The sequence below is a fragment of the Sphingomonas cellulosilytica genome, assembly GCF_052321755.1.
Taxonomy (GTDB): domain Bacteria; phylum Pseudomonadota; class Alphaproteobacteria; order Sphingomonadales; family Sphingomonadaceae; genus Sphingomonas.
The window spans coordinates 69,417-91,361 of sequence record NZ_JBQRTT010000001.1; the positions used below are offsets into that span (position 1 = coordinate 69,417).

Annotated in this window: 17 protein-coding genes; 12 read left to right on the top strand and 5 right to left on the bottom strand. The window is 67.2% G+C overall.

Annotated elements, in window-relative coordinates; translation table 11 throughout:
• Nucleotides 1-10: 10 nt before the first annotated feature.
• Entirely contained in the window at nt 11-661 is a 651-nt protein-coding gene (locus tag ACTZQ5_RS00300; RefSeq protein ID WP_443583156.1) for a Crp/Fnr family transcriptional regulator, read from the top strand.
• Between the two features lie 9 nt (nt 662-670).
• Here the strand turns inward: ACTZQ5_RS00300 and ACTZQ5_RS00305 are convergent, their stop codons facing one another.
• Nucleotides 671-2,284: an amino acid ABC transporter ATP-binding/permease protein gene (locus tag ACTZQ5_RS00305; RefSeq protein WP_443583157.1), complete on the bottom strand. Its 1,614-nt coding sequence runs from the start codon at nt 2,282-2,284 to the stop codon at nt 671-673.
• The gene (cydD, locus tag ACTZQ5_RS00310; protein ID WP_443583158.1) at nt 2,281-3,912 is read right to left on the bottom strand and encodes a thiol reductant ABC exporter subunit CydD; all 1,632 of its coding nucleotides are present in this window, start codon (nt 3,910-3,912) and stop codon (nt 2,281-2,283) included. The genes ACTZQ5_RS00305 and cydD overlap by 4 nt, the downstream gene beginning before the upstream one ends.
• Nucleotides 3,913-4,032: 120 nt before the next feature.
• Here cydD and ACTZQ5_RS00315 point away from each other — a divergent pair, with 120 nt between their 5' ends.
• From ACTZQ5_RS00315 to ACTZQ5_RS00330, 4 genes are read left to right on the top strand one after another with little or no spacing between them, the layout of a single operon-like run.
• Complete coding sequence (locus tag ACTZQ5_RS00315) at nt 4,033-5,601, top strand: cytochrome ubiquinol oxidase subunit I (RefSeq protein WP_443583159.1); 1,569 nt, start codon at nt 4,033-4,035, stop codon at nt 5,599-5,601.
• Between the two features lie 16 nt (nt 5,602-5,617).
• Nucleotides 5,618-6,757 (top strand): cytochrome d ubiquinol oxidase subunit II, encoded by a 1,140-nt coding sequence (cydB, locus tag ACTZQ5_RS00320; protein WP_443583160.1) that lies wholly within the window; start codon nt 5,618-5,620, stop codon nt 6,755-6,757.
• A 15-nt stretch (nt 6,758-6,772) separates the two neighbouring features.
• Nucleotides 6,773-6,889 (top strand): cytochrome bd-I oxidase subunit CydX, encoded by a 117-nt coding sequence (cydX, locus tag ACTZQ5_RS00325; RefSeq protein WP_443583161.1) that lies wholly within the window; start codon nt 6,773-6,775, stop codon nt 6,887-6,889.
• 55 nt (nt 6,890-6,944) lie between these two features.
• Entirely contained in the window at nt 6,945-7,655 is a 711-nt protein-coding gene (locus tag ACTZQ5_RS00330) for a Crp/Fnr family transcriptional regulator (RefSeq protein WP_443583162.1), read from the top strand.
• A gap of 3 nt (nt 7,656-7,658) precedes the next feature.
• Here ACTZQ5_RS00330 and ACTZQ5_RS00335 read toward each other — a convergent pair whose 3' ends face one another.
• Entirely contained in the window at nt 7,659-8,192 is a 534-nt protein-coding gene (locus ACTZQ5_RS00335) for a hypothetical protein (RefSeq protein ID WP_443583163.1), read from the bottom strand.
• Between the two features lie 133 nt (nt 8,193-8,325).
• Between ACTZQ5_RS00335 and ubiM the strand changes: the two genes are divergently transcribed.
• On the top strand, nt 8,326-9,495 hold the full coding sequence (gene ubiM / locus ACTZQ5_RS00340) for a 5-demethoxyubiquinol-8 5-hydroxylase UbiM (RefSeq protein ID WP_443583164.1): 1,170 nt from the start codon (nt 8,326-8,328) through the stop codon (nt 9,493-9,495).
• Nucleotides 9,496-9,551: 56 nt separating this feature from the next.
• A complete protein-coding gene (locus tag ACTZQ5_RS00345; protein ID WP_443583165.1) occupies nt 9,552-10,313 on the top strand; it encodes a sterol desaturase family protein in 762 nt (253 codons plus the stop codon).
• Between the two features lie 232 nt (nt 10,314-10,545).
• Here the strand turns inward: ACTZQ5_RS00345 and ACTZQ5_RS00350 are convergent, their stop codons facing one another.
• Both ACTZQ5_RS00350 and ACTZQ5_RS00355 read right to left on the bottom strand, forming a co-directional pair.
• Nucleotides 10,546-11,433, bottom strand: coding sequence for a LysR family transcriptional regulator (locus ACTZQ5_RS00350; RefSeq protein WP_443583166.1), 888 nt, complete (start codon nt 11,431-11,433; stop codon nt 10,546-10,548).
• 106 nt (nt 11,434-11,539) lie between these two features.
• A protein-coding gene (locus tag ACTZQ5_RS00355; RefSeq protein ID WP_443583167.1) for an IS5 family transposase occupies nt 11,540-12,297 on the bottom strand; the annotation gives its coding sequence in 2 pieces (ribosomal slippage) (nt 11,540-11,964 and nt 11,964-12,297; 759 coding nt in all).
• A 79-nt stretch (nt 12,298-12,376) separates the two neighbouring features.
• Between ACTZQ5_RS00355 and ACTZQ5_RS00360 the strand changes: the two genes are divergently transcribed.
• The 5 genes from ACTZQ5_RS00360 to ACTZQ5_RS00380 all read left to right on the top strand — a co-directional run bounded on the left by ACTZQ5_RS00360 (nt 12,377) and on the right by ACTZQ5_RS00380 (nt 21,867).
• Nucleotides 12,377-13,243, top strand: a complete 867-nt coding sequence (locus ACTZQ5_RS00360) for an SDR family oxidoreductase (protein ID WP_443583168.1) — start codon at nt 12,377-12,379, stop codon at nt 13,241-13,243.
• A 267-nt stretch (nt 13,244-13,510) separates the two neighbouring features.
• Nucleotides 13,511-14,284, top strand: coding sequence for an alpha/beta fold hydrolase (locus ACTZQ5_RS00365; protein ID WP_443583169.1), 774 nt, complete (start codon nt 13,511-13,513; stop codon nt 14,282-14,284).
• Between the two features lie 472 nt (nt 14,285-14,756).
• On the top strand, nt 14,757-15,416 hold the full coding sequence (locus ACTZQ5_RS00370) for a hypothetical protein (RefSeq protein ID WP_443583170.1): 660 nt from the start codon (nt 14,757-14,759) through the stop codon (nt 15,414-15,416).
• A gap of 188 nt (nt 15,417-15,604) precedes the next feature.
• Nucleotides 15,605-15,742 (top strand): hypothetical protein, encoded by a 138-nt coding sequence (locus ACTZQ5_RS00375; RefSeq protein ID WP_443583171.1) that lies wholly within the window; start codon nt 15,605-15,607, stop codon nt 15,740-15,742.
• A 68-nt stretch (nt 15,743-15,810) separates the two neighbouring features.
• The gene (locus tag ACTZQ5_RS00380) at nt 15,811-21,867 is read left to right on the top strand and encodes a hypothetical protein (RefSeq protein ID WP_443583172.1); all 6,057 of its coding nucleotides are present in this window, start codon (nt 15,811-15,813) and stop codon (nt 21,865-21,867) included.
• Nucleotides 21,868-21,945 lie beyond the last annotated feature (78 nt).

Below are 21,945 nucleotides of genomic sequence, written 5' to 3' on the forward strand. Positions count from 1 at the left end.
CGCGTGCGCGGTGCGCGAGACGGCAATGTGTGCCGGCCTGCAGGATGCGGAACTCGCCGCGCTTCACCGTATCGGCCGGCGGCGCCGTGTCGCCACCGGGCAGCGGGTGTGCTGGGCAGGCGACCCGTCGCTCACCTGCGCGAACCTGGTGTCAGGCGTGTTGAAGGTGGCGCGGTCGGAACCGGATGGTCGCGTGCAGATCGTCGGCCTGCTCTATCCAGGCGATTTCGTCGGCACCCTGTTCGCCGAACGGTCCCTCGATACGATTGCGGCGCTGAGCGAGGCGGATCTGTGCGTCTACCCGCGTCTGGCGCTGGAGACGGTGCTCGCCGACCATCCCGCTGCGCGGCGGCTGGTATTGCGGCGGACGATGGCGACGCTGGCCGAAACGCGCCGCTGGATGCCGATGCTGGCCCGCGCGCGGGCCGATGCGCGCGTGGCGGCGCTGCTGCTCGACATGGCGCGCCGGTGCGAAGCCCGCGGACCGGAGGCGTTCCGCCTGCCGTTGTCACGCGGCGCCATGGGGGAAGCGCTGGGCCTCGCGATCGAAACGGTCAGCCGGCAGATGACCGCCTTCCACGACGAGGGCCTGATCGAACTGTCGGGCGTGCGCGGGGTGCGCCTGATCGACGGAGCGCGCCTCGCCGCCGTGGCCGGTTGAGCCTGCCCGTCAGGCTACCGATCGCCGAGCCGCGACGCCCGCCTGCCATTGCCGATCGCACAGCGCGGTCAGCACGGAGCGATGGCTGACCACGATCAGCCCCTGCCCGGTCCGCTTCAGCCGCACATCGAGCCGCCCGGCGACCTGCGCCGCGAGGTCGCCGTCCAGCCCCTCGATCGGCTCGTCGAGCAGCAGCCATGGTGTGCGCGCCAGATAGGCCCGCGCCAGCGACAGGCGCCGCCGCTCGCCGCCCGACAGCCTTGCGCCGTCGTCACCCAACCATTCGTCCAGCCCCTGCGGCAACGTGCGCACCACCGCGTCCAGCCCCGCATCGGCCAACGCCTGCCAGAGGCGGTCGTCATCGGCCGTCGCGTCGGCGAGGCAGAGGTTGTCGCGCACCGTCCCGGCGATCAGCGCGGCATCCTGCGGCGCCCAGGCGAATGTGGCGCGGAGCACCTCGCCCGGGAGCGTGGCGGCATCCTGCCCGCGCAACGCCACGCGACCGGGCATCAGCGGGCGCAGACCGAGCAGGCCCTCGACCAGGGTGCTCTTGCCGCTTCCCGACGGACCGACGAGCGCGATGCGTGCGCCCATGGCGCACCGGCCGGCGTCGATGACGAGGGAAGCATCGCCGAGCGAGGCGGGGACGGACGATTGACCGGACCTTTCGGCATCGAAGACGGCGTCGAGCCGCGCCTCGGCTTCGGCCAGCCGACCCCGTTCGGTCATCGTGCGCAGGACGGGCGCGATCGCGTCGACCGTCATCGCCGCCGCCAGTGCCGCCAGCGCGGCGACCGCTGCCCCTCTGGGAGCGGCCAGCATCAGCGCCGACGCCGCGGCGAGCGCCACGCCGGCGGCATGGAGCCATTCGAAACCCGCCATCACCGACGCCTGCCTTCTTTGCGCCACTGCCAGCCTGTCCCCGGCATCGGCAATCCGCTCGACCGCCCAGGCCTCCAACCCGAAGCAGCGCAGCTCTGCCGCCGCGCCGGCCAGCATCGCGACCTCTTCGCGCAACGCACCCGTCGCGCGCTGCACCGCCCGGCCGGGCGCCTCAAGGCGCCGGGCGAGGAGGTGGCCCAGCAGAAGCGTGCCGATCGCACAGGCCACCGTTGCCGCCGCCGGCCATCCGCCGAGCAGCGTCAACGCGCCCCCCGAGAGCAGCGCCGCCATGACACCCCACGGTCCGGACAGGCGAACAAAGCGCAGTTCGACGGCATCGATGTCGCCGATCAGCCGTGCCGTCGCCTCGCCGCGACCAAGCGCCAGCGCCGCCTCCGGCGCCATCGCGGTCAGCGCCCGGAACAGCGCCGGGCGCAGGCGCGCCAGCGCACCGAATGCGGCGGCATGCCCCGCCAGCCGCTCGCCATAGCGGGCGCCGGTGCGCACGATCGCCAGTAACCGGATGCCCGCCGATGGCAGCATGTAGTTGAACCCTTGCGCCGCGACGATCCCCGCCCCGCCCGCCCGCGCCGCGGCGGTCAGGAACCAGCCCGACAGGCCGAGCAGCACGACCGAGGCCGCCGCGACCAGCGCGGCGCACCACGCGGCGTGGCGCAGGCGGCGACGCTCCGCACGGCGTTCGGCGGCGATCAGGCCGGCCAATGGGCTGCGGTGGGTCATGCGACGTCTCCCAGCCGGATGATGCGCGTCGCGATGGCGGCGAGCGCGGGGCTGTGCGTGGCGATCACCGTCGCGCGGCCTTGCGCGGCATGGGCGATGGTGGCGATCAGCGCCGCCTCCGCCGCCGTATCCAGATGCGCCGTCGGCTCGTCGAGAAGCAGGAAGGGAGCGGGCTTGAGCAACGCGCGCGCGAGCGCGATACGCCGCCGCTCGCCGCCGGACAGGCCGCTGCCGCGCGCGTCGAGCGGCGAGTCCAGCCCGCCGAGGCGCCGCGCCAGCGCCGGGTCCAGTCCCGCCATCACCACCGCGCGCCGCACCGCCACCTCGTCCGCCTGGCGGTGCGCCAGCAACAGGTTCTCGCGGATCGTGCCCGCGATCAGCAGCGGATGCTGCCCTGCCCAGCCCGCCTGCCCGCTCAGCGTGGCGATCGCTCCGCCCCCCGCCTCCAAGGCACCCCCCGACAAAGGGGCGAGGCCGAGCAGCATGTGGAGCACGCTGGTCTTGCCGCTGCCCGATGGCCCCAGCAGCGCGACGATCTCGCCCGATGCGACCGTGAACGACAGGCCCGACACCGCCGCCCGGTCGCTGTCCGGATAGCGGATGCTGACGTCGCGCACGGTCAACGGCGCGACGATCGCCTCGCAGGCCGACGGGATCGGCTCGGGAAGCGGCATCAGCTGTTCGGCGGCTACCTCGGCCGCCTGCTTGTCGTGATAGGCTGCGGCAAGGCGACGCATCGGCGCGTAGAATTCGGGTGCCAGTGCCAACACGAAGAAGGCGCTGCCGAGCCCCAACGTCTCGGGCGCGCCGAACGGCAGCAGGCCCAGCAGCGAAAAGCCGCAATAGACCGCGACCAGTGCGACCGACAGCGCCGCGAAGAACTCCAGCGCGGCCGACGACAGGAAGGCGACGAGCAGCACGCGCATCGTCCGCCGCGCCAGGTCGCTCGCCGCCGCAGCGATCGCAGCCGTCTCGCGCGCCTCCGCGCGAAAGGCGAGCACGACCGGCAGCGACCGCACCCGGTCCGCGAAGCGCCCGGACAGGCGGTGCAGCGCGACGAACTGGCGGCGCGATTCATCGGCGGCCGCGCCCCCGGCAAGGATCATCGCGGCGATGAACGGCACCAGCGTCGCGCACAGGATCAGCGCCGCGAACCAGCTGGCGCAGGCAGTGGCGGCGAGCACCAGCAGCGGCGCGATCGTGGCGGCGGCGCGCGCGGGCAGGAAGCGCGCGACATGCCCGTCCAGCGCCTCCACGGCATCGATGGCTTGCGCGGCCAGCATGCTCGCGTCGACCGGCAACCCGGGCTCGCGGTACAGCGCGCCCGCGATCACCCGGGCGCGTTGCCCGCGCTTCGCCGCCGCCGCACGGCGCGCGCCGACGCGCAGCGCAGCCGCCGCGAACAGTCCGCGCGACGCCCCCGCGCCGATCGCGAGCAGCGCCCATGGCCATGGCGCCCCACCCCGCGCCACCGCCGCCACGCCCCCGGCGATCGCCGCCGCGAAGCCGATCGCGGCCATCGTATCGAGCAACAGCAGCCCGGCCGCGCCATCGCGTGGTCCGGCCGCCTGCTTCAGCCAGCGGGTGCGTGCCCTTGCGGCGCCGCGGTCGTGCGTGATCGTGGTCATGCCGGACCCGTCAGGCGTACGGGCCAAAGCGTCTTTGACCGCGGTCAATGTCCGCGCCGGAACGGGATCGTAGCGACCGCTAGGAAGGGGCCGGGGTGCTCCTCATATTGGAGACGTCATATGGATCCGGGGGTCGTCGACCTGTCGCGGCTGCAATTCGCCGCTACCGCCTTGTATCATTTCCTGTTCGTGCCGCTGACGCTGGGCCTGTCGATGATGCTGGTCATCATGGAATCGGTCTATGTCATGACCAACCGCCCGGTGTGGCGGGTGACGACGCGCTTCTGGGGCAAGATCTTCGGCATCAACTTCGTGCTGGGCGTCGCCACGGGCCTGACGATGGAATTCCAGTTCGGCACCAACTGGTCGTATTTCTCGCATTATGTCGGCGACATCTTCGGCGCGCCCCTGGCGATCGAGGGGCTGATGGCCTTCTTCCTAGAGGCGACGTTCGTCGGCCTGATGTTCTTCGGCTGGGACCGGTTGTCGAAGCTGGGCCATCTGATCGTCACCTTCATGGTCGCGCTGGGCACCAATCTGTCGGCGCTGTGGATCCTGATCGCCAATGGCTGGATGCAGAATCCGGTCGGTGCGGCGTTCAATCCCGACACGATGCGGATGGAGGTGGCCGATTTCGGCGCGGTGCTGTTCAATCCCGTCGCCCAGGCCAAGTTCGTCCACACCGTCAGCGCAGGCTATGTCTGCGCATCGGTCGTGGTGCTGGGTGTCTCGGCCTTCTGGCTGCTCAAGGGGCGGTTCCTGCCGGTCGCGCGCCGGTCGATGACGGTGGCGGCGGCGTTCGGCCTCGCCTCGTCGCTGTCGGTCGTCGTGCTGGGCGACGAGAGCGGCTATGCGCTGACCGACAACCAGAAGATGAAGCTCGCCGCGATCGAGGCGGTCTGGCACACGGAACCCGGCCCGTCCGGCCTGACCCTGTTCGGCTATCCCGACACCGTCGCGCGCGAGACGCGGTACAAGGTCGAGATCCCGTGGCTGCTCGGCCTGATCGCGACGCGCAGCCTGGACGGCACCGTCACCGGCATGTCCGAATTGGTGCTGAAAGCGCAGGAGCGGATCACCTCGGGCGTGATCGCCTATGATGCGGTTCAGCGGCTGAAGGCGAACCCGCAGGACATGGGCCAGCGCGCCCGGTTCGAGGCGCACAAGCGTGACCTCGGCTATGCCCTGCTGCTCAAGCGGCAGGTCGACGACCCCCGCGCCGCGACATCCAAACAGATCGAAGCGGCGGCGTGGGACACGGTGCCCGATGTCGGCCTGCTCTTCTGGAGCTTCCGCGTCATGGCGGGGATCGGCTTTGCGATGATCGCGCTGTTCGCCACCGCCTTCGCCCTGTGTTCGCTGCGGATGCACATGGATGCGCGCTGGTTCCTCCGCCTCGCGGTGGCCGCCATTCCGCTGCCGTGGATCGCGATCGAGCTGGGCTGGGTCGTCGCCGAACTGGGCCGACAGCCCTGGGCGATCGAGGGCGTGCTGCCGACCTTCCTCGCCACCAGCTCGCTGACGCGCGGAGCCTTGTGGACGACGCTCGCCGGCTTCACCGCGTTGTATGGTGTGCTCGCGGTGATCGAGGTGCGGCTGATCCTCGCCGCCATCGCGCACGGCCCGGAGGAGCGCAGCGACCAGCCCGCACCCGGTCCGATCCCCGCCGCCATTCCCGTCACCGCCTGACAATAAGGATTGGGACATGTTCGATTATGAGATGCTGCGCCTGATCTGGTGGGCGCTGCTGGGCGTGCTGCTGATCGGCTTCGCGCTGACCGACGGCTTCGACCTCGGCGTCGCCGCGCTGCTGCCGTTCGTCGCGCGCGACGATGCCGAACGGCGGATGGTCATCAACTCCATCGGCCCGACGTGGGAGGGGAACCAGGTCTGGTTCATCCTCGGCGGCGGCGCGATCTTCGCCGCGTGGCCGTTCGTCTATGCGGTCAGCTTCTCGGGCTTCTACCTCGCGATGTTCCTGGTGCTGGCCGCGCTGATCCTGCGGCCGGTCGGCTTCAAGTATCGATCCAAGAAGCCCGATCCGGCTTGGCGCACGCGCTGGGACTGGGCACTGTTCGTCGGCGGGTTCGTGCCCGCGCTCGTCTTCGGCGTCGCGGTCGGCAACGTGCTGCTCGGCGCGCCCTTCCGCCTCGATGGCGACCTGCGATCCTTCTACGAGGGCACGTTGCCGGGACTGTTCACGCCGTTCAGCCTGCTCTGCGGGCTGTTGTCGGTCGCGATGCTGGTGCTACACGGCGCGGCGTGGCTGGCGATCAAGGTCGAGCATGGTCCCGTCCACGACCGGGCGCGCCGCTTCGGCACGGTCGCGGCGACCCTCTCCATCGTGTTGTTCGCGGTCGGCTTCGCCTTCGTGGCCTGGGGCGACATCGGCTATCGCATCGTCGGCACAGCCGATCCATTCGGCCCTTCCAACCCGCTGCGCATGACGGCCGAGCGCGCGGGCGGCGCCTGGCTCGACAATTATGCCCGCTATCCCTGGATGATTACGCTCCCCGTACTGGGCTTTGCCGGCGCCGCACTGGCGCTCGTCGGCATCCGCACGGGACGGGAGGCGCTGGCCTTCACCGGATCATCGCTCGCGGCGACCGGGATCATCGCCACCGTCGGCGTGTCCATGTTCCCGTTCATCCTGCCCTCCAGCATCGACGCGCACAGCAGCCTGACCGTGTGGAACGCGTCGTCGACCCACAAGACGCTGGGCATCATGCTGTTCGTCACGCTCGTCTTCCTGCCGATCGTGCTCGCCTACACCGCCTGGGCGTACCGCGTGATGTTCGGCCGCGTGACCAGCGACGACGTGCGCACCAACCCCGACTTCTATTGAGAAAGGACGCCGACCATGTGGTACTTTTCCTGGGTCCTGGGCCTCGGCCTCGCGATCGGCTTCGGCATCCTCAACGGCATCTGGCACGAATTCCATCTGCCGCACGAGGATGACGCACCGCCGCACGGCTGACCCTGGGACAATCTGTCCCGACGACAGGGGATCATGGGTACGCTATGGCGCGATCATGATCCCCAACGACATCTGCGCCGATTGCGCGGTACGCGACCGGGCTTTGTGCGGCAGCCTGGACGATTCCGAACTGGTCGCGCTCAACGCCATCGGCCAGCGCCGCCGGGTGGACCGGGGCCAGACGATCGCCTGGGCGGGCGACGAAGCCGTGGTCTGCGGCAATCTGCTGTCGGGCGTGCTGAAGCTGGTCGCCGCGACCGCCGACGGACGCGAACAGACGGTCGGCCTGCTCTACCCCGCCGACTTCTTCGGCCAGCCCTATGCCGGCGAGGTGGATTTCACGCTGACCGCGCTGACCGATGCCGAATTGTGCGTCTTTCCCCGCGCCGCGTTCGAGCGCGTGCTGGAGGATCATCAGCGCATGGAGCGGCTGCTGCTGCAGCGCACGTTCGAATCGCTGATTGACGCGCGCGGCCGCATGCTGGTGCTGGCGCGCAAGTCGGCGGGCGAGAAACTCGCCGGCTTCCTGCTCGACATGGCGGCGCGGGTTGGCGACAGCGGTTGCCGCGCGAGCCGCGACGGGCCGGTGACGTTCGACCTGCCGCTGACGCGCGGCCAGATCGCCGACGTGCTGGGCATGACGATCGAGACGGTGAGCCGCCAGCTGACACGCATGAAGCAGAGCGGCGTCATCGGCCTGCCCGGCGGGCGGGCAATCACGATCAGCGACAGGGCGGCCCTGGTCGCCCGCGCCGAGGCGGCCTGAGCGTCAGGCGTACAGTCCATCCGCCAGCGCGTCGACGATCAGCGCGCGTGCGTCCTGCGTCAGCCGGTGGCCGGCGAGCGCCAGGATCGTCACCTGTTCGAAATCGATCGCCCGCCGGCAACTGCTGAAGAAGCCGCGCAGCATGTATCCCAGCGTCTCGCTGCACGGCCGATCGTCCCCCTCGGCCAGCGCAGCGACGAGTTCGCGCGCGCACTCGCCGTCTGCAGCGTGCCGTTGGCGAATGTGCTGCAACAGCGTCTCGGCCAACGGATCGTCATGCCCGTGCAGCAGCATCGCGTCGAGCAACGCGCACTCGTCGCCTTCTCGCGCGGCGATCCCGTTCAGCGCCGCGAGGAATGGGGACACGATATCGGCGTCAGGCCAGCGCGGCAGCGCGTCGGCGATCGCCTCCGCCTGGGCGCACAAATCGACGCGGCGGCGATGCTCGCCGGCTAGGCGGACGAGATCGATCTCATCGATGACGTGCCAGCGACGCGCAAACGGCACGACGCTGCCTTGTAGCGGGCTGCGGTTCATGGCGACGCTTCTCCTTCGGACCGTTCCTGGTCCCGCCACGGCGAAGCGGCATTGACGGCGGTCAAAGCGAACAAATGGACCGGCTCCTACCCCCGCGATCATGCAGACTCCCATCTTGCAAACCCCTGCGATCATGCAAACTGACGTGATCGTGGTGGGCGGCGGCCCGGCGGGACTTGCCTTCGTGCGAGGCCTCGCGGGCAGCGACCTTTCCATCACGCTGATCGAGCGACAGCCGCGCGCCGCCCTTGCCGATCCCGCCGACGATGGCCGCGAGATCGCGCTGACGCATCGCTCCGAGGCCACGCTGCGCGAACTGGGCGCCTGGGACACCATCCCTGCGGGTGCGGTGGCACCGCTGCGCGAGGCGCGTGTCCTGGATGGCCGCTCTCCCTTCGCCTTGTCGTTCGCGCCCGGCAAAGGCAGCACGGACCGTCTGGGCCAATTGGTCGCCAACCATCATCTGCGCCGCGCAATGTTTGCCACGGTGCAGGATCAGCCACGGCTGTCGTGGGAAACGGGCATCGGCGTTGCCCAGGTGCGGCGGCACGGCCGCGGCGTCGCGGTGACGTTGGATGACGGGCGAAGGATCACCGCGCCTTTGCTCGTCGCCGCAGACGCCCGGTTCTCCGCCACGCGCGCCGCGCTCGGCATCCCGGCGCGTGTCCAGCATCTGGGCCGCACGATGCTGCTGGTCCGGGCGGCGCACGCGCGCGATCACGATCACGTCGCCACCGAATCGTTCGGCTATGACCAGACAGTGGCGCTGCTGCCGCTCGCCGGGCGGGTATCGTCGGTCGTGCTGACCCTGCCGACCGACCTTGCCGCGCGCGTGGCCGCTCTGCCCCCCGCTGCCTTGTCCGCCGAACTTACCCGCCGCACCGATGCGCGGCTCGGGGCGATGGAGGCGCTGGGGCGCGTCTACGCCTATCCGCTCGCCACCGTGTGGAGCACGCACTTCGCCGCGCCGCACGCGGCGCTGATCGGCGATGCGGCAGTCGGAATGCATCCGGTGACGGCGCATGGGTTCAACTTGGGACTACGCAGTGCCGCGTCGCTCGCTGCGCTGGTGCGAAAGGCGGCGGCGACAGGCGGGGACATTGCCGCGCCGTCGCTGCTGCGCCGCTACGAGGCGGCACATCGGCTTGCCGCCGGCCCGCTGTTCGCCGCGACCGAGGCGATCGTGCGGCTCTACACCGACGCGCGCCCCGGTGCCCGGATCGCACGGCCCGCGTTGCTCCACGCCGCCGCCCGCCTCTCGCCGGTGCGTGCCGGCATCGCGCAGGTGCTGATGCGACACTGACGCCCCTTTGACCGCGGTCAAACGGCCGACGCGCGCGGTGCGCTAGGCGGACGGCCATGGACCAGCTCACGTCACCCGCCCCCTTCTGGCAGCGCAGTCATCATCTCGGCCGCATGGACCTGGCCGATCTCGTCCGGGCCTATTTCAGCCATTACGCGGTGATCGTCTATCTGGCGCTCACCGCCGCCTGCCTCATCGCCTTTGCCCGCTGGCCGGCGGCGGCGATTCCGACCGTCGCGACCGTGCTGCTGATCGCGTTCGCCTATCCGTTGATATGGTATGTGCTGCATCGCTGGGTGCTGCACAGCCGCTGGATGTTCCGGACCCCCGTACTGGCGGCGACGTGGAAGCGCATCCACTACGATCATCACATGGATCCCGACCGGCTCGAGATCCTGTTCGGCGCTCTTTACACCACGTTGCCGACGCTGCTGCTGGTGGCGGCGCTGCCCGGCTGGCTGATCGGCGGCACCGGCGGTGCGCTGGCCGGACTCGCAGCCGGCCTGCTGTGCTCCTGCTTCTACGAATTTGCGCATTGCGTGCAGCATCTCGGCTGGAAGCCTCGCCACCCATGGCTTGCGGACATGAAGCGGCGGCACATGGAACACCACTTTCACGATGAAAGCGGCAATTTCGGCATCACCAATTTTGCCTGGGATCGCCTGTTCGGGACGCTCTACACCCGGCGTGACCGGCCGGCGAAGAGCCCGACCGTCTTCAACCTCGGCTATACCGAGGCGGCGGCGCGCCGCTATCCCTGGGTCGCGAACCGCACGCGCGCGGGTTACGGGCATGTCGGATCGCGACGGCGGCACTAACGCTGCTTATCACCTCGACTGCTCAAGCACGGAGGGCGAGGTGCCGGTGGATGGTGTTGCTATGATCAATCCAGTCGCGCTGAGCACTGGACCCACTTGTAGTCATTCGCCGCCCACGATTGACTACCCAACTTCGGCCGCTCGTTAATGTCGACGGCAACGCCTATGCTCTCCTGGGCCTGCTCTCTTCAGGCGCCCAGCTTTCCCATCTTGAACGGTTTCGCGCTCGCCTTCACCCCTCAATGTAGGCGGCAAGCTCCTCCGGCGTCCCAGCGGGGAACGATCGCCGCAGAAACGCCAGTAATGCAGCCACCCTGGCGTTGAGCAGCCTGCGGCTCGCATAAAGAGCCCATAGCGAGATGTCGGAGCCCGCCACGTCGCCCCAGTGCGCGAGCCGACCGTCGGCAATATCACGGCCGACAAGAGACATCGGCAAGCGCGCCGCCCCGCCCCCGGCGCGAACCGCGTCGCGGATCATGACCATGGACGACAGCCGCATGACCGGTTCGACCCTGACCTCCGTTAATCCATCCGCGGCGCTCACCGACCAGATCGTCGTGGCATCATCGCCGCGAACCACGACCGGCACCGCCGCGTCAGTCGGCGGCAGGACGCCGGGCACGGCCACCACCGCCAGTCGGTCGTGCAGGAACGGGCGACCAACCAGCGTCTCGTCAACCGCAGGGTCGACGCGAATCACTAGGTCGTAGCCTTCCTCAATCATGTCTACCGCCCGGTCGTCGGTCGTCACCTCAAGGCGCACCTCGGGGTGCTGCCGCACGAACTCGGCCGCCAGCCGTCCCATCGCCACCTGCCCGAACAACAGGGGCACGCTGATCCGCAACCGACCCCGCACCCGCTCGCCACCCGACGCGATCGCCGTGGCGGTCTCCTCCAACTCGCTTAGCAATGCGCCGGCACGCTCGAAGAGCGTGCGTCCTTCCTCCGTCAGCTTGAGATCGCCGCGACCCCGCTCGAACAGACGCAGGTCAAGCGCCGCCTCCAACTCTGCAACGCGCCGCGATAGAGTTGCCTTTGGCCGCCGCGCGGCGCGCGCCGCCTTGCTGAAACCGCCGTGGCGGGCGACGAGCGTAAAGTCGGCGAGCGCAAGCAGATCCATGTCGTTCCACCAGTGAGACGCCGCGTCCAGATCGCGCGACTAGTTGCACAACCACGGATCACGCATCTTCGCCCGGTCAGCAAGACCTAGGGTCAGGACTCGTTGATCACAGCCAGAAGATGACAGTGGCAGCTAGGGCGACGGCGGAGAAGAAGGCGGTGGGGCAGCGGTCGTAGCGGGTGGCGACGCGGCGCCAGTCCTTCAGACGGCCGAACATGATCTCAATGCGGTTGCGGCGCCGGTAGCGGCGCTTGTCGTATCCGACCGGCTCGTTGCGCGATCGCCGGCCCGGGATGCAAGGCTGGATGCCCTTGGCTTGGAGAGCGTCCCTGAACCAGTCGGCGTCATAGCCGCGGTCGCCGAGCAGCCACTGTGCCTTTGGCATGTCATCGAGCAGCGCTGCTGCGCCGGTGTAGTCGCTGACCTGGCCTGCGGTCATGAAGAAGCTCAAGGGGCGCCCGTTCGCATCGGCTACTGCGTGGAGCTTGGTGTTCATGCCGCCTTTGGTGCGGCCGATCAGGCGGCCAAGATCCCCTTTTTAACCCGCAGGCTCGATGCCGTGCGGTGCGCCTTCAGGTAGGTTGCGTCGATCATGACCGTCTGCGGCTCGGCGCCAGTTGCAGCCAGACCTTCCATCATTCGCGTGAACACACCGGCCTCGCCCCAACGCTTCCACCGATTATATAGCGTTTTGTGCGGGCCGTACTCGCTGGGTGCGTCGCGCCAGCGCAGCCCATTGCGGTTGACGAATACGATGCCACTCAGCACCCGCCGGTCGTCCACCCTCGGCTTGCCGTGGCTTTTGGGAAAGAACGGCCGCAGCCGCTCAATCTGCTCATCCGTCAGCCAAAACAGGTCGCTCATTCTGGTCTCCTTGCGGAGCCTGAATCAGATCGCAACGCTCACATCAATGGGTCCTGACCCTAGCGAAGGAGCAAATGCCATGACCATTCTTGTCACAGGGGCCACCGGCCGCGTCGGCCGCCACGTCGTCGACCAGCTCGTCCAACGCGGCGCCGATGTCCGCGTGCTCACACGCGATCGCGCCAAGGTGTCCGTTTCCGCTGGCGTAGAGGTGGCGCAAGGCGAGCTGCTCGACATCGACGCGGTGCGTTCCGCTCTCGCCGGCGTCCGCACACTGTTCCTCCTCAACGCCGTCACCGGCGACGAATTCACCCAGGCGATCGTCACGCTCAACCTGGCACGCGAGGCCGGGATCGAGCGCGTGGTCTACCTTTCGGTCTTCGATGCCGACCGGGCCGTCAACGTGCCGCACTTTGCGGTGAAGTACGGCGCCGAGCGGATGCTGGAGGCCATGGGCTTCGGCGCAACCATTCTCCGCCCGACCTACTTCATCGACAACGAGGTCATGGTGAAGGACGTGATCCTAAACCATGGCGTCTATCCGATGCCGATCGGCGACAAGGGCGTCGCGATGGTCGACGCCCGCGACATCGCCGAGGTCGCCGCGATTGAGCTGATCCGCCGCGACACCGCGGAAACGGCGCTGCCGATCGAGACGATCAATGTCGTCGGGCCGCACACGCTGACCGGGGAGACGGTGGCCGCGATCTGGTCGGACGTGCTCGGCCGCCCAGTTGCCTATGGCGGCGACGATCCCAGCGGGTTCGAGGCCAACATGGCGACGTTCATGCCCAAATGGACCGCCTATGAAATGCGGCTGATGGCCGAGCGCTACGTCAGCGATGGCATGATCCCCGAGGCTGGCGACGTCGAGCGCCTAACCGCGTTGCTGGGCCGCCCGCTCCACAGCTATCGCGAGACAGCCTCGCGGATCGCCGGCGCCTAAGCTTCCACCGGGAATCCGTCCGCCTGTGCTGGCATCGTCCAGCGACAGGCGGACCCAGAAGCCGACATTCGCAGTGAGGCAGACGCTGCCCGAAAGCGGCCGCTCGTTCATGCCAAAGACCCTTTTCTGAACAGGCAGCCTTACCCGGCCCCACCGCCTTTCGGCGTGGGCATAGGGGCCGATCTGTACCGCAGTCAGCCAATAAAGGCCGGGCCCGCGAAGCGACCGTGCTCGTTGAGCTTCTCACAACGACGAGGCGGTGACGGCATGAACACGATTGAGCGCGGCACTGGCCGCACGCTGCTTCTGATCCACGGCCTGGGCGGGAGTTGGCGATCGTGGAGCACCGTCTTGGACCCACTCAGCGCCTCGCGGAAGGTCATCGCGATCGACCTTCCCGGCCATGGGGCCACCCTTGCCGAGCCCGACAGCGAGACGTTCGATGGCTTGGTCGGCAGCGTCGAGCGCTACATCGCGGAGGCTGGCTTGTCTGGCGTCGATGTCGTCGGCAGTTCCATGGGCGCGCGGATTGTGCTTGAGCTCGCGCGGCGCGGGCTCGTCGGCAACGTTGTCGCGCTTGATCCTGGCGGCTTCTGGCGAGGCTGGGAGCGCACCTTCTTCAGAACTACCATCGGCGCCTCCGGTCGCTTGCTGCGGGCCATCCGGCCCGGCTTGCCGGCGTTGAGCCGAAACCCAGCGTCGCGCACGGCGCTGCTCGCTCAGCTCTCCGCGCGTCCTTGGGCGCTTGACGGGGAGACCGTCGCGACCGAGCTGGAAGGTCTCAGTAAAACGCCGACGTTCGATGCGCTGGTCCGGAGCCTTGCCACGGGACCTGAGCAGTCCGGTCCCGCCACTGCCGGCACCGGCCGTGTCGTCATTGGGTGGGGCAGGCACGACCGGCTCTGTCTCCCCAGACAGGCTGCGCGCGCGCAGGCAGCCTTTCCCGGCGCCGAGCTCCACTGGTTTGATGCTAGCGGGCACTTCCCAATGTGGGACACGCCGGAGGAGACCGTTGCCGTCATTCTCAACGCAACGAGGTGATGCCCCACCCGCTGGACGACTCGCTTGCGCAATGATGGCAGCATCGACCCACAACACGACATTCGACGGTCGTTTCGCGCTACCCAACTTCGGACGTCCATTCAGGTTCACCCGACACCTTGATCGGTGACGGCGGAGATGGTGAGATGTGGGACAATCCTGCCATTTGTATGCGCCCTGCCGAACGGCAACTATCGTCAGAAGCCGTCGTTCAGCGCTCGCCCGACCGGCATCGCAGAACGACATAACCTGGCCGGGAACAGACAGACGCCTTTCGGGAGACGGCCTCGCGGTACCAGTCGTTCGCATCGGCGCGCTCTGTTTACAGTGGCGGCTGGCTCAGCTGCCACTTTTCATAGCGAGCAGCCGAGGAGTTGATAGAAGCCACTCGGCTCCACATATTGGCGCTGTGTCGATAAGCGCTCGCTCGATCCCCGTCGGAACCAAGATCACAATCTGGGAGGAGCCGGTCTTGGGGCAGCCGGCGATAACGTTGCTGAGCCCCCGGATCGCCAGTGTTTTTGCCCGGTGGAGCGCACTAGAAAAGCAGCTGAATCAGCTCTTCACGCTTGTGACCGATGCCGATCTCGCCGCCAGGAGCAATTTCGATGGCCTCAAGGGATGGGACCGTCGTGTGGACGCGATCGTCGCACAGGCTGCACATCGTTTAGATCCAGCCACGTCCGATCTTGTCAAGGTTGTGCTGCGCTTGGTGAAATCTCCTGCCGCGAAGCGCGATGAACTTGCCCACCGCGTGTGGGCTATAGCGGAAGGTTTCGAGACGGAACTCGCCCTGCTACCGCCCGACGACCAGCATAGTTTCGCCGAATCTATCGTTGCCGTGAAAAGAGCCGGCAAGTGTGATGTACCGATCGACAACGATCCGCTGTATAATGGTAGCACGCTCGTTTCGGCATCAGATCTTGATGCGCTCATCCTGGAGCTGAAAAATGCCGGAGGGCGGATGAACAGCCTCATTCGCGGGCATTTCTTCCCTCGGTTCGCTGACCTCACCGGCGGCGGATTTGCCGACTACCGCCAGCGACTGGCCGACGACCCGGAAATCTCCGCACGCATCGTCAATGTCACGAAAGCTCGTGAGCGAGCCGAGCGAGTAGCGCGTCGGCAATAGCGGAAATTGGGCCGGCAGCAGACTGGCAAGTTCTAGGAGGTCAGTGTCGAATGCGGACCTCCAGCTGGCCATGCAGCCCTGCGCTAACGCAGAATTGGGCCGGCCGACCGGCTATACCCTCCTTATGGCAACTCCAAGATCGCACGTTGGATGCGCTTCTCCGCTTCCGTAACTCGAGGCCCTGCTCGATGCTGGACGCGATCGCCATGCCGATCATATCGAACGCCTTGCCAGTCTGTTCGCGGATCCCGATTATCCTGCGGAGCGACGTCGAGGACTACGCCACTGCGCTTCAGGAGCGGCTACAGGAGCCGGGCAACGGATGAGGTTGGATAAGACGGCATGACGGCGCCACGAGCAACGGCCGCGATCGTCGGGACGCGCGAGCCGCGCGATGACTAACACCCCGGGATCAGGTGAACGCCGCGCGCGGCGCGGCTTCAATTATCAGGACCGCGCGTCCGCCGTGCTAGCTTACCAAACCATTCTCGACGGAACGCTGACGTTCATCGCGCTTGCGGACGACGAGGCTGGGATGTTCGACGACTTCGTCATCGGCACCGCCGGGCGGGTCGTCGGCCATCAATATAAATCGTCGGACAAGCCGAAGCCCGTCGGCGTGCGTGGGTTGCTGCTCGGCGCGGACAACGTCATCGCCGACTGCGCCGGCACGTTCATCATGTTGGAGCGGGCCTTCCCGGGCAACGCGATCGAGCTGCGCTATGTGACGTCGCATTACGCCGCAACCGGCGACAAGGGGCAATTCGGCGTGCCGGGTAAGGACTCGGCGGACTTCTTCAAGGTGCTCGCCAGTCATCGCCAACGCTCGCTGGTCGACTGGCGAGCGACTGTGTGGCGACCGATCATTGACGATCTGCTCAAGAATTCGGGCTTATCCGTCACCGATTTCGAGCGATTTCTCAGCCGTCTCTCGATCATCCTCGGAGCACCCTCCAAGATCGAGCTGAACGCCGCGCTCGACGACGGCGCGCGCACTCAAGTCATCGAGCTGGCCCATAAGCTGGGAGATCTCGCCAGCGGAGAGGATGGCCAGACCCGATGGACGCGTCGGGAATTGCTCAATGAATTGGGCTGGGCAGACCGGTTTCAGCTTCGCTTCGAGCATCGCTTTCCACTCGGCGCGCACGTTCAGAGCAACGAAGCGACGGAGGCCGACCTCGAGGCCGCGCTCAGCACGCACACCACAGGCTATATCTCATTGCTCGGGCCGCCAGGCGCCGGCAAGTCGACCCTGCTTGAACGCTTCATCCAGCCAGGCCCGGGGCGCGATGTGGTACGCTATCTCGCGTTCGTGCCCGGCGAAGCGCAGGGCCAGGGGCGCGGCGGCGACGCCAACTTTCTCGCTGACATTAACAGCCAGCTTTTCGGCCTTGGTCATCAGCCCGCGCGCGCCAAGGACGACACGCTCGAGCAACGGCGCGAAACCTTCGAGCGCCTGCTCAAGGGCGCGGGCAAGCGTTACGCGACCGACCAGCAATTGACGATCATCGTCGTCGACGGTCTCGATCATGTCCCGCGCGAGGAGCGTCCCGAGGCCAGCTTCTTGCGCGCGCTGCCGCTGCCGCAAAGCACCCCGCCCGGCGTCCTCTTCGTCCTTGGCAGCCAGCGGATCGATCTCGCCGACATCCCGCCAGAGGTTCGCGATCAAGCGGGCCAAAGCGGGCGTCGGGTCGATATTGTCCCGCTCGATGAGGTCGCCGTCAGCGACATGATCCGGTCGATGGGTCTCGATGGAAATGTCGCGACAGCCGAGGTCTTCGCGGTCAGCCAAGGTCACCCGCTAGTGACCCATTATCTGCTGGACAAGCTACGGCTCGCCTCGCCGGCGCAACGCGACGCCTTGCTTGCCGGCGGCTTCGAATATGATGGCGATCTCGAGAAGATCTACGGCAAGGCCTGGCGAGAGGCCCGCGCGGCTGGCGCGGACGTCGCCAAGGTGCTGTTCGTCCTCGGCTTTGTCGAGGGACGGATCGAACCGACGCTTCTCGCGCGGTGGCTGTCCAGTCAGGCCGTCGACCAAGCCTTCAGGCTGGCGCATCATCTGATCGATTACGCGGGTGATGCGTGGCGTGTGTTCCACAACAGCTTTCGTCTGTTTCTGCGCCAACAGGCGATCGAGCTCTACGGCAAGCCTGATCCCGCCCTCGCGGAAGAGACGATCTATCGCGAGCTCGCGTCGCTCGCCAAGGTCGCGCCGAGTGGCAGCGATCAACGTTTCCTGGCTTTTCGCTACTGCTTCCTCGCCGGTGATCGGGATCAGGCGACCGCCTTGGCCAGCCGCCGCTACTTCGTCGGCCAGTTCATCGATGGGCGCCGGAGCCTCGATGTGGCCAAGGATATCGAGGACGCCTTCCGCTGCATCGGGCCCACGCCGGCGCCCGAGACCTTGTTCGATCTGATGCTCGCCAAGGATGAGATCTGGCGACGCCAGGACGCACTCGGCACCGCCCAGCAACTGATCGAGGCGCAAATCGCCGCCGGCGCGCTCGACTTGGCGGAAGGCCAGCTTGAGTCGCATCATGTGGTTGGCGACGAATGGCACGTCATCAACGCGTTGCTCGACGCCGATCTCCCCGAGCGCGCGCGGCGGCTGTTCGATCGCAAGAGTCCCTGGAAGTGGTTCGACGACGGCGTTGGCGAGGATGGCGCCGATGCCGTCGCGACCTGGACCGACCTCGCCGTGATCCTGCTCGACGACGAGCAGATCGAGCGGCGCATCCGAATTCCCGCTGGGAAAGAGGCCAGCGACAAGGACGTGTACTCGAACACGACCAGAGGCGAGTATCTCGCCAAGCTGCGCTTCGCGCTCGCGCGGGCGACACTGCGGCACGGCCCCGATCGCGACGTAACCGAAACGGCGACGCGCTTCGGGGTATCGGCGAACGCCAAACTGGCGATCCTGCTGCTCGACGGCGCCCAAGCTCGATTGCTCGCCGCTCAAGCAGCGGAGGCACTGCGGTGCCTCGCCGATTACGAGACGCGTTCCCAGGACGAGACGCTTGACGGATCTTGGCATTTGCACGCCGCGCGGCTGGCGCTCGCCGCCGACGATGTCGACCGCGCCAAGCGTTTCTTCGCTCGGGCGCGAGTTCCCGATCTCTCCAACTTCGAGCACAAATCCGAGGAGGTGGTCGATGCCGTTGATCGGCTGTACGATTATGCGTCGCTGGCGGCGCGGCTGATTCAGGGGGAAATCCACGCGGCGGCGCCGAGCGAGTTTCTGTTCCGAGGCGCGCAGAACCAGATCATTCGCCTCGGCAAGACGATTGGCGGAATCAAGGCGGGAGGCTTGGTCGACGCAGCCGAGGTGACCTCGACGCTCAAGGGGGCGCTGACGTTCCTCGCCGGCGCTGTCGCGACACGTCTCGACGACGTCCTGCTCGGCTACAGGGTGCGGCGGATCGACAAGCCGCTGTTCAACGCGATCTGTGACTTGGTCAGCACCGTGCCCAGCGTGGCGCCTAAGTTCGCGGCCGCCTTCGACGCTTGCCTGCAACTGCAGATCTGCAGTTTTCGCGACAACGCCTATATTCATGGCCGCTTCGCCGAGACCATGTTCGCCGCCGATGGTGACGCGGTCGCCGCCGTCGCGCGGCTGGAGCGAGCCCGGTCCGCCTTTAACGACGCGCGATCACCCCAGGATGTCATCGACCAACTCGCCGAATTGGCCATCGCTTATGGCGCGATCGGCTTTCCCGATCGCGCGCGCGCGCTACTCGGCGAGATGCGCGAAAAGTCATTGGGCTCTTATCTCGCCGCCAAGAAGGACGGTCAGTATCACGCCTGGGAAGGCCTGCTGACTGCCGCCAATCGCGCAGATCCCGCCGGCGCGGCTGATCGCGCTTTCACCATGCTCCGACAGGTCGCCGGCGTCGAGGAGACGCACGCCAATGATCAGGCCTCGCGCATCGCCAAATCGGTGCTTGTCGAGGCGATCGCCAGCGGTCCGACACCGGCGTGGGACGCCTATGATTGGGCTGTGGCATCCGCCGGCCCGTGGCCGTGGCCAGCGCTCGTCGACGCCGTCGCGCGCGGTATTCTGCGGCGGCGACACGATCTGGCGCTGCCGCTGGCGGTGACGTGGACGGCGCTGTGCCTGCCTTATTATGACGAGCCTTATCACAGCGTGACGCGGTTCGGGCAGTTTCTCCACGATCTCGTAGCATTGGCGCCCGATGAGGATTTGTCTGCGATCGACCGGGTCATCGTCGATGGCCTGGCGCGCGATGCCATGCCCTCGAAACGGACAGCCTTGGTGCGCGCCTTTCGCGACGCGCTCGCCGATCGCGGCGTCGAGAACTCAGCCGCTCACGAAGCGGCGCGACACCTGACCGAGCGGGTCGCCCCGACCGATGACGATGACGATGGCCTGCCTGACTATTTCGACCTGAACTCGTGGGAGGAAATCGAACAGGCGGTGACCGCCGATCGCGCCCGTCGCGATGCGCGGACCAACACGCACTATGGTACCTTGGTCAACACGACGCTCGGTAAGCGCATCGGGCGGATTCTGCGCGCCAAACCTTGGGCCGAGGCTAGATCATTCGCGGCGCGCCACGAACAATTGGTCGGCGACCGTCCGGTGCGCGACGCGCTGGCGCGGGCGGCCTTGGCGGCCGGCGATCGCGCCTTCGCCGAGACATTGCTGCTCGACGGCGCCAAGGACTGCCAAGGCTGGGGCGGCTGGGCCGACAGCAAGCTGCTTCGTCATCACCAAGCGCGGCATCTGCTCGGCCTGGATGACGCGCACCAGCAAGCACGCAATGACTTCCTGCGGGATCTGGCCGTTGGCGGCCATGGCACCGGTTCGGCTCTGTGGAGCGTGGATGAGATTTTTCCGCTACTATTCGAGCAGGTCGACTGGCCGGCGATGTGGGACCGGCTCGCGGAGCAGCTTCAAGGTTATGTGGAATTCCAAAAGGTCGCCGCGATCCCGCGCGATCCCGACCAAGCGCGTGACGATCTTGACCTTATCGCTCGCCTGTTCCTCGACGCGGCGCGGTTCGGCGCGTCGGATCCGCGCGAACAGGCGGGTGACGGGTTGCTCGCGCTCGTCCGAGCAGGCGACCTGGAAATCTTCCGGCGCGCCTGCGCGCGCCTGCTCGACGGCGATAGCCGTGATACGTTGCTGGGTCTTCGCCTATTATTCGAGGCCCACGACAATCAGCGGGTCGCCGACGCCTTTCGCGACACACTGACTCCCCTCGCTGCGCACGAGGATGGATGCATCGCGGCGCTTGCCGAGAGCCTCAGTCATGCCTGGGGTGGCGCGGCGCTAATTCCCGATGTTGGTCTGCCAGCGATCTATATACTCGAGTTGCCGCCACTCGATCGAACCGATCGCAGCTTGCGTGACGCCGACTCTCTCGCGCCCGTGATCGATGATCCCGGCGCATGGACCGAGGGGTTCGAGAGCTGCATCGACATGTTGTCCCGCTATGCAAGCGTGCCAACAGCCAACATCCGCCACAGGGTCGCCCGGCTAATAAATGGCTGGGGTGGATCAGCAAGATTTGGCGCGAAGGCGACAAATGACCTCGAGCACAGGCTCAGACCCCTTGGCCTGCTGCTACCCTTCGCCCGGCCACATATCGTCGTGGCGGTGCGGGCGCTTCGGGTCGTCATCGGTGATTTCTGGCGGGCGCATCGATTGTCACAGGCTCAATTCGAGCTCCTGCTCCATCGCCTCGACGGCGGCCCCGTCTTGCCACCACGCAACGCACTGCTCGCCCGACCGACTGACGCGACATGGCCAGCCTTGCCCAGCAACAATTGGAGCAGCCGCGCCGACGACTGGCTCAATGGAGTGGACCTGCGGCGATCAGCGGGCGACGAACGTGTGGTGAGCGAATGGTGTCATTACACCTTTTACGAACTGAGCTCGCTTTTTCGCGAGGACATGTTGTCCACGCGTGGCGTTGGACTCGACGACGCCGACGACTTCGAGGCGGCGGTTGACCAGATGCCCAGAGCCTTCTGGGCGGACGGCACGATCACACTGTTTCAGGATAGCCATGCAATTTCAGCCCTGTCTCTCAATCTGCGTGTGTCGGGCATAGGCGAGCGCTCGGAGGCGCTGATCTTCAATCCGGTGATCGCCACGCGGCTGGGTTGGCGGCAGACCGAGAGCGACCCCCTGGCCTTCAGCGACGATAATGACGTCCTCATGGTCCAGACCGCCTCCTGGCGCGATGGTTGGCCTCAGGAGATGCAGCATGGTCGCGAGATGCGCTGGGCCGATGGGCAGCGCGTTGAACTCACCGACGCCGGCTTGGCTCGTCTCTCGAAGGAAGAACAATTGCCGCCACTTGCGACGGCGCGCTGGCGAACAGTCACCACGCGAAACCCGACGACGACCAACATGTCGCGATGGCGCAGCGACGCTGTTTCGGATGACGAGCACGTCGCGGATCCGCAGTCGCCTCATTAAACGCACATTGGACCAACCCGCGACCGATATGCCGGCCTTCATCGACACGCCCTCACTAACGCTTCCATGCGCGGGGCA